The sequence below is a fragment of the Heliomicrobium gestii genome, from assembly GCF_009877435.1.
Classification (GTDB): domain Bacteria; phylum Bacillota; class Desulfitobacteriia; order Heliobacteriales; family Heliobacteriaceae; genus Heliomicrobium; species Heliomicrobium gestii.
Map to the genome: position 1 here is coordinate 87,318 of NZ_WXEX01000005.1, position 12,616 is coordinate 99,933.

11 protein-coding genes are annotated in these 12,616 nt (G+C 61.8%); all 11 read right to left on the bottom strand.

Translation table 11 applies throughout. The features are described from left to right. Positions 1–27: 27 nt before the first annotated feature. The 11 genes from GTO89_RS07110 to mfd all read right to left on the bottom strand — a co-directional run bounded on the left by GTO89_RS07110 (position 28) and on the right by mfd (position 12,401). Positions 28–975: a Ppx/GppA phosphatase family protein gene (locus GTO89_RS07110; protein WP_161261386.1), complete on the bottom strand. Its 948-nt coding sequence runs from the start codon at positions 973–975 to the stop codon at positions 28–30. Between the two features lie 61 nt (positions 976–1,036). Further along, the gene (locus GTO89_RS07115) at positions 1,037–1,468 is read right to left on the bottom strand and encodes an FtsB family cell division protein (RefSeq protein WP_161261387.1); all 432 of its coding nucleotides are present in this window, start codon (positions 1,466–1,468) and stop codon (positions 1,037–1,039) included. Positions 1,469–1,587: 119 nt separating this feature from the next. Next, entirely contained in the window at positions 1,588–2,226 is a 639-nt protein-coding gene (gene yabQ / locus GTO89_RS07120) for a spore cortex biosynthesis protein YabQ (RefSeq protein ID WP_161261388.1), read from the bottom strand. Between the two features lie 26 nt (positions 2,227–2,252). Further along, the gene (gene yabP / locus GTO89_RS07125) at positions 2,253–2,543 is read right to left on the bottom strand and encodes a sporulation protein YabP (RefSeq protein WP_161261389.1); all 291 of its coding nucleotides are present in this window, start codon (positions 2,541–2,543) and stop codon (positions 2,253–2,255) included. A gap of 99 nt (positions 2,544–2,642) precedes the next feature. Then, positions 2,643–2,906, bottom strand: coding sequence for an RNA-binding S4 domain-containing protein (locus tag GTO89_RS07130; RefSeq protein WP_161261390.1), 264 nt, complete (start codon positions 2,904–2,906; stop codon positions 2,643–2,645). Between the two features lie 77 nt (positions 2,907–2,983). Continuing rightward, entirely contained in the window at positions 2,984–3,259 is a 276-nt protein-coding gene (locus GTO89_RS07135; protein ID WP_161261391.1) for an HU family DNA-binding protein, read from the bottom strand. A gap of 123 nt (positions 3,260–3,382) precedes the next feature. Next, positions 3,383–5,065, bottom strand: coding sequence for a bifunctional methyltransferase/pyrophosphohydrolase YabN (yabN, locus tag GTO89_RS07140; protein ID WP_328793877.1), 1,683 nt, complete (start codon positions 5,063–5,065; stop codon positions 3,383–3,385). A gap of 58 nt (positions 5,066–5,123) precedes the next feature. Further along, positions 5,124–6,806 (bottom strand): putative polysaccharide biosynthesis protein, encoded by a 1,683-nt coding sequence (locus tag GTO89_RS07145; RefSeq protein WP_161261392.1) that lies wholly within the window; start codon positions 6,804–6,806, stop codon positions 5,124–5,126. A 54-nt stretch (positions 6,807–6,860) separates the two neighbouring features. Further along, the gene (gene spoVT, locus GTO89_RS07150) at positions 6,861–7,424 is read right to left on the bottom strand and encodes a stage V sporulation protein T (RefSeq protein WP_161261393.1); all 564 of its coding nucleotides are present in this window, start codon (positions 7,422–7,424) and stop codon (positions 6,861–6,863) included. Between the two features lie 173 nt (positions 7,425–7,597). Continuing rightward, complete coding sequence (locus tag GTO89_RS07155; RefSeq protein ID WP_161261394.1) at positions 7,598–8,629, bottom strand: peptidyl-prolyl cis-trans isomerase; 1,032 nt, start codon at positions 8,627–8,629, stop codon at positions 7,598–7,600. A 100-nt stretch (positions 8,630–8,729) separates the two neighbouring features. Next, a complete protein-coding gene (gene mfd / locus GTO89_RS07160) occupies positions 8,730–12,401 on the bottom strand; it encodes a transcription-repair coupling factor (protein WP_235920303.1) in 3,672 nt (1,223 codons plus the stop codon). Positions 12,402–12,616 lie beyond the last annotated feature (215 nt).

Consider the following 12,616-nt stretch of genomic DNA (forward strand, 5'->3'; position numbering starts at 1 on the left):
ACTCATCGGCGGCGCTATCCGGTGGAATTACCGAGCACGCTCATCTTCCGGCGGCCACTGTCCCGCTGCCCGTCGTTTGAGGGCGCAGTGGAGCAGGTCGGTCTCACTGGCGATAAAGCCGTCACCGTTGGCAGACTCCAGCAGCGTCTCCAAGGCCAACAACCCGGCCAGGATGATGTCGGCCCGCTCCGGCTGCAGCCCCGGCGTCTGCCGCCGCGCCTCCAAATCGAGAGCGCGCAGCCTGGCGCCGATGGCGCGCAGCCGCTCCAGGGACAAGAAATATCCCTGTACTCTTTCCGGATCGTAAAGGGTTAGTTCCAGGGCGATGGCCGCCGCCGTCGTCGCCGTGCCGCCCACCCCCACAAGCACCGGTTCTCCGCCAAGGTCGCGCAGGCGCCCGATCGCCTCAGCGGCCGGCGCCCAGAGCCGGGCCACGTCCGCTTTGCCCAAACGGCTCTCCGTCAACCGGACGGCGCCCAGGGGAAAACTCCGCCGCCACCAGTCACCGTTGCGAAAAACCACTTCAGCGCTGCCGCCGCCGATGTCGACAACGACAGGGATCCGCCCTTCCACAAGTTCGCCCGGCAGCCCGTCGACGGCGCCCTCATAGCTGAGATGTCCCTCCCGCTCACCGGAGAGGATGGTCACCGAAAGGCTGAGTTCCTCCCCCACACGGCGGCAAAAAGCGACGCCGTTGCCCGCTTCCCGAACAGCGCTCGTGGCAAAGGCCGCGACCTGGCCCGGTTGAACGCCGAAGGAGGCCATCGCCTCCAACCCTGTGGCCAGCACATCGAGCGTGCGTTGCACCGCCTCGGGATGCAGATCGCCGCTGCGGGCCACCTCGCGCCCCAGGCGGGTCGTATCCAAGCGTCGCCACAGCGTCTTCAGGCCTCCCTCAGTCAGCTCTGCGGCCAGGAAACGCACCGAGTTGGACCCAATATCGATGGCGCCCCATCGATTGTTCTTTCCTCTCATTTCTGTCGCCTCCCCCTATAGGAAAAAGCATTTCCGTCGCCTATGGACGGAAATGCTTTTTTTAATCGCGAATCTCCTGGGTATGCTGAACTTCCTTCTTCAGGGCGTTGCCGGGGCGGGTCCGCACGACCATCATCTCCCCCGGTTTCACCAGTCCCAACTGTTGCCGGGCCACCTGCTCCACATAGGCGTCTGTGGCGAACCACTGTTTATCCTTCTCTAGCTGCTGTCGCTCAGCCCGCACCTGTTCCAGTTCCACCGACAGCCTGTCCGACTCGCGGACCAACTGGCGTTGCTGCAAAATGGGCGGGATCGCCGCCAGCGCGAACAGGCCGATGACGGCGGCCACAAGGGCCCACTTTTTGCCTCTGCTGATGCCTTTGTCCGCGCGCCGCTGTCGCCGCGGACGCCCTTGTTCCGAAGATTCCCGCACTTGCTGTTGCCGCTGCGTCTGCTGCTGCTGTTGTTGTTCCGTCTGTGCCGGCTGCGCCAACCGCCTCACCCCTATCGGGAGACTTCCCGTAATAGTGGGGCTTTCGGCGCGACGCCTCAAAAATCCTTCCTCTTCGATGCAGGGTGTGGAAAAGATTTCCCCAGAGCCATCAGCGGGACTTATGGCGTGGGCGGCTGTTTCGGCGGCCGGCGCCATAAGGCGCGCAGGCGGCCGGAGAACCGTTGGCCCATGCCTGCCGTTCCTCGGCCCAAGCGGCGACGAAGGACTGCCGTTCGTTGTCCGAAAAACTGGCGGGATTGATTCGACATCCGCCCCAGGCGCGCCTTCCCATGACTCGCCGCTTTGCGCAAGGGCGTCCAGAGGCGGTCGCGGCTCCACCGGCGGCACCTGCCTCCCGTCAAATAGAGCCAGCGGAGCGCCCTTCGGCCGGAGCGGTAGAGCAAGATAAAAGGGAACGTCACCAGGTACCCCAAGGTTTGCAGCAGATGGAGGATCAGTTCCAGCATGCCCTCCCAAAAGGCGCGAACCTCCTCGGTCATATAGCGGTAATAGACAGCCAGTCCGCCGGCCAACCCGAGAAAAACGTAGAAGCGAACCTCCCCCCAGTGACCCCAGAGGAGCAGCAAGAAAAACAGCCCCGCGCCAATGATCCACATGAGCACATCGGCGACAGCGACCCACCACCTTCGCCGGCCCACCCGCACCAGCGTCCGGTACAGGTCAAAAGCCGTTCCAAGAACCAGACCGCCCACAGCCGACAAGACAAACCCGTAGACCTGTTGGACTACCGGCGTCACGGCCATCCCCCCTTACCCCCTGGCGACTAGCGCAACAGGCGCTCCAGCAGGTTCTTGCCCTTCTGCTTCAGATTCTGGGGAGACTGCTCCTCCACATATTGGACCGAGTCGATCCGGCCCTCCACCGACAAGATTTTATCATCCAGGTTCAGTTGCGTGATCTGCAACCCCTCGCCGCGCAACAGCAAGGGACCGCGCACCGTCGCCATGTAGATCTCCACCTCGTCAAAAGCGCCTACCTGGGTGACGCCGCGGATGGTGATGCTCTTCCGGTCGGTGACGGCAAACCCGTGGGCTTTATCGCCATGAACATCCATAGGAAGTTCCTCCCTTTCCCCCAAAAATAAATACGCCTCCCCAACATGGTTATGTGGGCAGGCGCATGATGTAGAACAACGGACAACCGGCAGGGCCGGTCAATCGCGGGAAAGGGCCTCCTCGGAGAGAAGGCGATAGAGTTCTTTCGCCTCGTCAACGCGCGCATTCTCCTTCACATCGACGATCTCCACCTCGATGCGTTTTTGCGGGAACTGCAACACCAGCCGATCGCCCGGCGAAACCTCCGTTCCCGCTTTGGCCGGCCGTCCATTGACGGTCACGCGGCCGCCATCGCAAACCTCTTTGGCCAAGGTGCGCCGTTTGATGATGCGCGATACTTTAAGGTATTTGTCGAGACGCAAAGGAATCCCCCCAATAATGAAAATCAGGTTCCCTGCGGAAACCTGACTCCAACGCCTATGGTCTATCCTGGAAAAACTTATGCTTCGACGGCGTCGCGCAGCGCTTTTCCCGCCTTGAAGGCTGGCGTTTTCGACGCCTCTATGGTAATGGTTTCGCCCGTTTGGGGGTTGCGACCGGTCCGCGCTTTCCGTTCGCGGATTTCGAAAGTCCCAAAACCAACCAACTGCACCTTGTCTCCCGCTTTCAAGGCCTCTTCCACCGCAGTGAAGAAGGCATTGACGGCTTTTTCGGCATCCTTCTTGGTTAGTTGGGCCTTTTCGGCGACCGCACTCACCAATTCGGTCTTATTCACCGTTACCCCTCCTAGTATTCATTGCTGTAAGCTAATTCGCTACGGACCCATCTTTTCCTTCCGGGTTGTTAATATTTTCGACTTTTTAAGCCAAAATATTCCTCGCTGACCAGTCTGGTTCGCTCAATCTCGCCCGTTTTCTCGCTCCCGTTGCTTCGCTTGCTCCCAGTAGACATCCAGTTCCTCGAGGGCGCAGCGGGCCATCTCCCGGCCGTCCCGGCGGCAGCAATCTTCGACAAAGCGGAAGCGGCCGATGAACTTGTCCACCGTCCGCTGCAGCGCCTCCTCGGGGTTCACCCGCAAAAAACGGCTCACATTGACGACGGCAAAGAGCAGATCGCCCAATTCATCGCGAAGGCGGGAAGCGTCCCGGCTCGCCAGAACCGTGTCGAGGGGCGCATCGAGGCCGCACTCGGCCCCAGGGTATCCGGCCGCCTCCAACAGTTCCCCCCACTCTTCGCGCACCTTGGCCAGGGGCCCCTTTTCGTCGGGCCAGTCAAAGCCGAACTGGGCGGCCTTTTTTTGCACCTTTTCTGCGCGCAGCAGCGACGGCATGGCCGTCGATACCCGGTCAATCCCGGAGGGGCTCCCGGCGGGCTTGTCCCCTTTTTCCTTGGCCTTGATCGCCTCCCAGTTGACCAAGACCTCATCGGCGTTGGCCACCTTCGTGTCAGCAAAGACATGGGGGTGACGGCGGATCATTTTTTCGGTGATCGTCTCGACGATCTCACCGATCCGGAATCGCCCTTCCCCTTCGGCGATCAGGCCGTGGAAGACGACCTGCAAGAGCACATCGCCCAGTTCCTCTTTTAGCTTGCTGTCGTCGTCGAGGTCGATGGCCTCCAGCACCTCATAGGCCTCTTCCAGCAGATAGGGCTTCAGACTCTGGTGGGTCTGCTCGCGATCCCAGGGACAGCCCTCGGGCGCCAGGAGCCGCCCCATCACCTCGACGAGCGGATCGAGGGCATATTGATCAGGGTTCTCGATTGCTCCCGCTCGCTCCCGCCGATCGACAGTCTCCCCGCTCTCCCCTGTCTCCGACATCGCCGCCGGCTGCGCCCCTGCCGGCAGGGGGGGCACATAGACACTGGTGAGGTGATCGACCCAGTCCAGTCGATCCAGTTCATAGAGAGGGATCTCGGCGATTCGCTCCTCTCCGGCGACTCCGGCGGCGCGGATCACCGTGATGGGGTGTTCATCGCCGTAGACGTCCATCAGGGTGAGCTTTACATCGGAGGCGACCCGCTGCGCATAGACCTGGGTGATCACCGTTCCCCGCCGGCGATCGAGGTCTTCCGGCGCGAGGTCCAATCCGTCCAACACGGTCAATCCCCGCGCCGGATCGAATCCCAGGGCCGTGTACAAGGCTTCGAGAAAGCTGACACCCGGGATGACCGCAACAGGCCAGCCGCGCCGCCGCGCCTCATCGAGCAAGAGGGCCACCGCCTTTTCACCGACCCGGGGATGGCCGGGAACGGCGAAGGTGATCGGCCCCAATTCAGCCGCTTCGATCAACCGGCGGGCGATCTCCCGGTAGAGATCGTCAAAGGAATCAGCCGATTCATAGAGGGAGTCGAAGGTCGCAAAAGCAAACCCCGATTCCATGAGATAGGGCACCGTCGGATGGATGGCGGTGCGCAGAAAAAGCCGGTCGGCCTGGCGCAACGCCTCCCATCCGGCCCGCGTCAGGTGTCCTGGATCGCCTGCGCCGAGGCCCACGACGGTGATCGCCGGTTGATTCAACGCTGTTCTTTTTTCTACCTGCATCATCTTATCTTCTTCCCCTGTAGCCTTTCTATCTTGCATGGTCATCTCTTCTGCATCCTTTTCTCGTTTCCCGGCAGGCTTTCCTCTCCCAAGGCGCTTAGGCGCCCCAAAAACGGCGATGCCAGGCGGCCAAGGGGGGGCCCACGCGCGGCAGCAGGGCCAGATCGCGTTCCTGGATGCCGCCGATGGCCAGCAGGGTCAGCCCATAGACCAACCCGGCCGACGCCACAGAAAGGGCCAGGCCGGCCCATTCGCCGGCCAGCGAGGCCAGGAAAGGCGCGCCGGAAATGGCATAACCCGCCATCATTGTAGCAGCGAGGGCCGGTTTGAGCAAGGCGGCCCCCCAGGGAAAGGCAAAACCGCCGCGCCAGCCGATATAGGCCAACACCAGCAGGGCCGACAGCAGAAAGGCGCCATTCGATCCCATTGCCGCGCCGATCAGGCCCCAGCGGGGGAGCAAAAAGAGGTTGCCGGCGACCTTCAAGGCGGCGCCCAGGGCGAGGGCCAGCACCGGAAAGGCGGTCCGCCCCATTCCCTGCAAGGCCGCCGATGCCACTTGATAAAACGCCGTGGGGATGATCGTCGGCGCCAGCCAGAAGAGCGGCTCGGCGGCGCCGGGCGCGTGAAAGAGCAGGTCGCAGATCGGCCCGGCCAAGGCGGCCATGCCAAAAGCCGCCGGCCAGGCGAGCAAGCCTGACAGGCGCAAGGCAGACCGGTATCGTTCCGCCGCCGCCAGACCATGGCCCCCCTTCCAGGCGCTGGCAATCGCCGGAACCAGGCTGGCGCTGACGGCGCCGGTGACAATGATGGGGAACCCGACCAGGGCGTTCGCCATCCCGGAAAACTCTCCGAACAAGGACGCCGCCTGGGAAGCGGAAAAACCGGCCGCCTGCAACCCTCGCGGGATCAACGCCGCATCGACCGTCTGCATGAGGGGGATGACCAGCCCGCCGAGGGAAATGGGCAACGATAAGACCAAGAGGGATTTCCACATGGCCACCCAATCGGCGCGACCTCCGCGGCCGCCCGCCAACGGACCGCCCATCGGACTGTCGAGTCGGCTCCTGCGCCCGGCCATGGCAGCTGCTGTTTCCGCCTGCCCCGCCCCGTAGGCACCACTATGTATCCTTCGACGCCAGTGATAAAAAAAAAGCCACAAGACAGCCAGACCCGCCATGCCGCCGGCGACGGCGCCCGAGGTGGCCCCGGCAGCGCCCACGTCGATGCCGTAACGGACCAATACCCCGCTGACGGCGAGGATGGTCGCCACACGCACGATCTGTTCCGCCACCTGGGACAGGGCCGTCGGCGCCATCTGCTGGTAGCCCTGAAAAAAACCGCGAAAGGCGGCCATCAGGGCGGTCAGCAGCACAGCCGGCGCAATCGCCCAGAGCGAGTAGAGGGTCCGGTCATCTCTCAACACCACATGGGCGATCGTCTCGGCAAAGCGGAGCAAGAGAAAGGTGGCGCCGCAGCCCAAGATGAGCAGAAGCCAGAAAGAGGCGAGAAAAAAACGGTAGGCGGCCGGGTGATCGCCCCGGCTGGCCCGTTCCGCCACCAGCACGGAGATGGCGACCGGCAGGCCGGCTGTGGCCAGGCTCAGGGCCACCGTGTAGACGGGATACACCATCTGGTACAACCCGACCCCTTCCGATCCGAGGATCCGGGCCAGGGGGATGCGGTAAAAGGCGCCGAGAAACTTGCTGACGATCCCAGCGCCCGTCAACCAGAGGGCTCCGGTAAGCAACCGCTGTCCGCCCGACGTCCACCACGTCGTCATGCGCCACCCTCCAAGCGCGACAAAGCATAACCGAACGGTTATGCTTTGGTAGTATCATTGTTCCATCTGTTTCGCGAGGAAACCGGCAGCCGTTTCCGCCAGTTTGATCTCCATGTCACCCATTTTGACATTCGGATCCTTGGATGCCAGAATAACGGCGCCGATGGGATCTCCCTCGGCAATGATCGGCGCTATAACTTCTGCTGAAAACTTACAATCAACTTCCTCTTCCGTCGACGGGCAACCTTTGCAATGGCTGTGCTCGCCCGGTTTCTGAATCAAAATGGCCTTCCGCTCTTCCATCACCCGTTCAACAGCGGGGCCGATCGGCTTGCCCAAAAACTCTTTCTTCGGGGCTCCTGCTACGGCGATGATATTGTCCCGGTCAGCGATACAGGCGATATGACCCGTGGCCTCGCTCAAGGAGTCCGCATATTCCTTTGCAAAATCCCCTAATTCGCCGATGGGCGAATATTTCTTTAGGATGACCTCCCCTTCGCGATCCACAAAGATCTCGAGGGGATCTCCTTCCCGAATGCGCAGCGTTCTCCGGATCTCCTTGGGGATCACCACGCGTCCGAGATCATCGATTCGCCGTACGATGCCCGTTGCTTTCATCCCTTCACCATCCCTCCTTTGTGGGCCGTGACTTTCGGGGTTCTGGTTCAGTGATAGTATATATCCGACGAGAAGGGGTTATTCATTTTTTTCCATCCATTGAAAAAAGCAATCCCCGAACCAGCGGCGGTCCGGGGACGTGTGAAGACAAGGTCTATTTTCTATGGGAGGGGTTATTTCCCAGGCTGGGCGTTGCCGGCGGGGGCGGGCGACGGGGCCGGAGCGGACCCTTGCGGCGCCTGGCCCTGCCCCTGCGGGGCCTGCGGCGTCGCCGGCGCTTCGGGGAGTTTCCGCTCGATCTTGGCATTCGCCTTCACATCGGCAAACCAGGACTCAAAGCGCTCCTGTTTGCGATCGGCGCCCAGATCGACACGGATCTGATCCTTCACCTCGTCAAAGGTCTGTTGCCGGGCTTCCTTGGTGTCGTCGACGCGGATCACATGGTAGCCGAAGTTGCTCTTGACGGGGGTCTTGGAAATCTCGCCTTTTTTCATGGCAAAGGCGGCGTCAGAAAACTCCTTAACCATGTCTTCGGCCGAGAAGTATCCCAAGTCGCCTTTGTTCTGGGCCGCGCTCGGGTCGATCGACTTCTGGGCCGCCAACTGGCCGAAGTCAGCGCCTTTGCCCAGCTCGGCGATGACGGCTTTCGCATCCTCCTCGGTCTTCAGGAGGATGTGGGCGGCCTTGACCTGCCGGTTCTGCTTGAATTTGACGGGGTTGTCCTGGTAATACTTCGCCACATCGGCGTCAGAAACCTGAATGTCGGCGGTGATGGCGTCATAGAGCCCGTTAAAGACGAGGCGGGAGCGAACGAGGTCGCGCAGTTCCGCCTCAGTCAACTGATACTTCTTCAGGGCTTCTTGGTATTCGGCGTCAGAGGGAAATTGCTTTTTCTCGTTGGCCAGTTCGGCCTCCACCTGAGAATCGGACACGTCGACGTTCCGTTTCTTCGCTTCCTGCAGGAACAGCTTTTCATCGATCATGCGATCCAGTTCCTGCCGTTCCAGGCTGGCGAGCATCTCTTTGTTGTTGGCGCCGCCGGCTTGGGCGAGTTCGTCCTTGTACCGGTTGATGCGCTTGTCCAGATCGGCCCGGGAGATCGTCTCCCCGTTCACCGAGGCCACCACGTTGCCGCCGCATCCGGCCACCGACAACACCAGGGCGCCCAACAGCGCAAGGGCGATCGTTTTCATTATCTTATTCAAAATGTCACGGCCTCCTATGATCATCTACGCCGATTATACCACCGCTTCTCCCCCCGGAGCAAGCCGAGGGGGCACCCGATCATTCCCAGGCATTTACCGCCTATTTGCGCGCCATGGGCGGCCATTTGGCAGGCTGGGCGCCTCGACCGGCGCCAACGCCGGCGCTGGCGCCGATGCTGTTGACAGTAGCCTTCCCATCAACGACGCCGTTCCCAACGGCCGCTCCGTCCGCTTCCTGGCCGCCGCCGGCGATGGTCGCCAGGGAGTGATCGAGGAGGCGGAGCAGTTCTCTCGACTTCAGGCGGCCCGGTTTGATCCGGATCTCAAAGCCCCCTGCAGCGGAAAAATTGACCTTGCGGCCCAGTTGCTGGACAAGGGCGGAAATCGCCTTGGCCTCCACCTTGGCATGGGGGAAGAAGCGGATGCGCAGTTCCTCTTTTTCCTGCTGCACCGCCGAGACGCCGGCCTGTAGGCCATAGGCCTTGATCCGGCTGAGCCGCACGAGGTTCTCCACCGGTTCGGGAAGATCGCCGAAGCGATCGACCATCTCCTCTTCCAGCGCCTCCACCTGATCGACGGCCCGCGCCGCCAAAAGCCGTTTGTAGAACTGAACCTTGGCCGATGAATCGGCCATGTACCCATCGGGGATGAAGGCGTCGACCTGAATCTCCACAAGGGTCTCCGGCGCCTCCTCGGGCTTGGCGCCTTTCAACTCCTGGATGGCTTCCTCCAAGAGGCGGCAGTAGAGGTCAAAACCGACCGAGGCCATCTGGCCGTGCTGCTCGGGACCGAGCAGGTTGCCGACGCCCCGGATCTCCAGGTCGCGCATGGCGATCTTGAAGCCGGAACCCAGTTCGGTGAACTCCCGGATGGCATGGAGGCGTTTCTCGGCCACCTCGGTGAGCACCTTGTCCTTGCGATAGGTGAAAAAGGCGTAAGCCAGCCGGTTGGAACGGCCGACGCGCCCGCGGAGCTGGTACAACTGGGACAGGCCCATCAGATCGGCGCCGTCGACGATCAGCGTGTTGACGTTGGGGATATCGAGACCGGTCTCGATGATCGTCGTGCAGACGAGGATGTCATACTCGCCCTCCAAGAAGTCGAGCATGACCTGTTCCAGTTGATCCTCCCGCATTTTGCCATGGGCGACGACGATGCGGGCGTCCGGCACGAGGACCGTCAGATCGCGGGCGATGCGATCGAGATCCTCAATCCGGTTGCGCACATAATAGACCTGGCCGCCCCGGTTCAATTCGCGGCGCACGGCCTCGCGGATCAGCTCGGGGTTGTATTCGACGACATAGGTCTGCACGGGGTAGCGGTCTTCCGGCGGCGTCTCAATGATCGACATGTCCCGCAACCCCACCAGGGACATGTGCAGCGTCCGCGGGATGGGCGTCGCCGACAAGGTCAGCACATCCACATTTTCTTTCAGGTGCTTGATCTTCTCCTTGTGGGCGACGCCGAAGCGCTGTTCCTCGTCGATGATCAACAAACCCAGGTCCTTGAAGGCCACGTCGTTGGAGACGAGGCGGTGGGTGCCGATGACGATGTCCACCTCGCCCGATTTGAGGCCTTCCAGAGAGACCTTCTGTTCCTTGGCCGAACGGAAGCGGGAGAGGACTTCGACCCGGACAGGGTAGCCGCTGAACCGCTCGCGGAAGGTGTTGTAATGCTGTTGGGCCAGGATGGTCGTCGGGACGAGGATGGCCACCTGTTTTCCGTCCTGGACGGCCTTGAAAGCGGCCCGGATGGCCACCTCGGTCTTGCCGTAGCCCACGTCGCCGCAGAGCAGGCGATCCATGGCCTTGGCCTTTTCCATATCTTCCTTGACCTCGGCGATGGAACGGACCTGATCGGGCGTTTCCTCGTAGGGGAAGGATTCTTCGAACTCCTTCTGCCAGAGCGTGTCGGCCGTGTAGGCGAAGCCGGGCTTGCTCTCCCGGGCGGCGTAGAGCTTGAGCAGATCGCCGGCCAGTTCGCGGACCGATTCCTTGACTTTCTGCTTGACCTTCTGCCATTCGTTGCCGCCCAGCCGGTAGAGCTTGGGGGCGACCCCTTCCGTGCCGACATACTTCTGGATCAGGTGGACCTGATCGGTGGGCACATAGAGGCGATCCTCGCCGGCGTAGCGGATCACCAGGTAATCCTTCTGGAAGCCGCCGACGAGCAGCTTTTCAACGCCCATGTAGCGGCCGATGCCGTGGTTGACATGGACCACATAGTCGCCGAGGGCAAGGTCGACGAAGGTCTCGATCTTCTGACCATCCCGCGCCGACTTGCGCGGCTTGCGCGGTCGTTTCTCGCGGCCGAAGATCTCAAAGTCGGTGATCAGGGCCACCCGGGCCTGCGCCCACTCAAAGCCGGCTTCCAACTGGCCCACGCCGACGGTCACCGTGCCGGGATGCAGTTCCGCATCGACACCCGGCGCCGCCTGGGCCTCGACGCCATAATCGCGCAAGGCGTCCCGGATGCGGTCGCGCCGGACCATGGAAGCCGCCAGGATCAAAACGGCGATCTTGCGCTTTTTATAGGCTTTCAACTCGTCGGCCAGCGTGTCGAGTTTGCCCAGGAAGGGGTGCATATGCTGGGCGCTGAACTGGATCGTGTCCTCGACGCTGACGCGCTCGATCTTTTTGGCCAACAGGGCCAGGTGAATCACCGTATGGCCCGCCATGTCACTCATGAGATCGCTGTAGTGGACATAGACGTTGCGTTGCGACGGCAAGACGCTGCCCGCCTCGAGCAGGTGAACGAAGGTCTCCGAAATCTCCTGCTCCTTCGCCTCAGCCGACTCCTTCAGCCGTGTCGGCTCGTCCCAAAAGACGATCGTCTCCGGGTGCAGGTAGCCGAGCAGGGTCACCTGATCCGGGTAAAAGAAGTGTTGAAACTGCTCCAACCCTTCCACCCAGATGCCCTCATCGAGTTGTTCCAGATAGCCGTCGACCTTGCCTTGCAGCCGTGACGCCGCCTCCTGGCAATCCGATTTGAGCAGCCGTTCCCGCGCCGTCGCCGCTTCCTTCTCCAGGGATCGCCGGCCTTGTTCCATCGTTTCCGGGGCCAGCAGCATCTCCCGGGCTGGACCGATCGCATAGCGGTCCTGTTTTTCTTTGGACCGCTGCGTCTCCAGGTCAAAGAGGCGAATGGAATCGATCTCGTCATCGAAAAATTCGATGCGCGCCGGCAAGCTCTGGGTGAGGGGATACACATCCAGAATTCCCCCGCGCAGGGAATACTGGCCCGGCGCCTCCACCATGGGCGTCCGCTGGTAGCCGAGGAAATGAAGGCGCTCCTGGATCTGGCTCAATTCCGCCGTGGCGCCGACGGCCAATTCGAGATCCCCCTGGGCCATCAAAGCCGGGGGGACGAGTTTTTTCATCAAGGCATCGATGGTCGTCACGACCGTCACCGGTTCCCGGCGAGCGAGACGGGACAGGACCGCCAAGCGCTGCGCCAGCAGTTCATGGCTGGAGGTGAGCACCTCGTAGGGCATCACTTCCGTGGCCGGAAAGGGAAGGACCTCCTCCTCGGGCAGCAGCGCCTGCAGATCCTCGGCGATGCGGCGGGCTTGCTGGAGCGAATGGGTGACGATGCAAAGGGGATGGCCCGACCGGCGGGCCAGCGTGGCCATCAGGGCCGTGCGCTGGCTGGCGGCGAGGCCGAAGACAGCCTGCTGCCCCCTCCCCCGCTTCCAACTCGACCACAGATGCTGAAACTCCATTGTCTGCGCGATATAATCAAAAAGGTTGCCAACAGGCGCCTTTTCGGCCATGGTCTCTCTCCTCTCGTCTCCTCCAGGCCGACTTTTGGGCAGGAAAAAAGGATCCCCCCGTTTCCCCGGCCCGGGGGGAAACGGCCGAATTCGTTCTCATTATATTGTTGCCCCGGTTGCGGGGTCAAGAAAAGGATGTTTCACGAAAAATGGAATTCGGTTACAATGAAATGCGCAAGGAAATGCGAAAAGATGAAAAACGACGAGGGCAGACA

Excerpts from the sequence above, each read along its gene's own strand:
- yabN (WP_328793877.1), bottom strand. The coding sequence starts at position 5,065 with ATGCAAGATAGAAAGGCTACAGGGGAAGAAGATAAGATGATGCAGGTA.
- mfd (WP_235920303.1), bottom strand. The coding sequence starts at position 12,401 with ATGGCCGAAAAGGCGCCTGTTGGCAACCTTTTTGATTATATCGCGCAG.
- yabP (WP_161261389.1), bottom strand. The coding sequence starts at position 2,543 with ATGGATGTTCATGGCGATAAAGCCCACGGGTTTGCCGTCACCGACCGG.
- spoVT (WP_161261393.1), bottom strand. The coding sequence starts at position 7,424 with ATGAAAGCAACGGGCATCGTACGGCGAATCGATGATCTCGGACGCGTG.
- GTO89_RS07145 (WP_161261392.1), bottom strand. The coding sequence starts at position 6,806 with ATGACGACGTGGTGGACGTCGGGCGGACAGCGGTTGCTTACCGGAGCC.
- GTO89_RS07110 (WP_161261386.1), bottom strand. The coding sequence starts at position 975 with ATGAGAGGAAAGAACAATCGATGGGGCGCCATCGATATTGGGTCCAAC.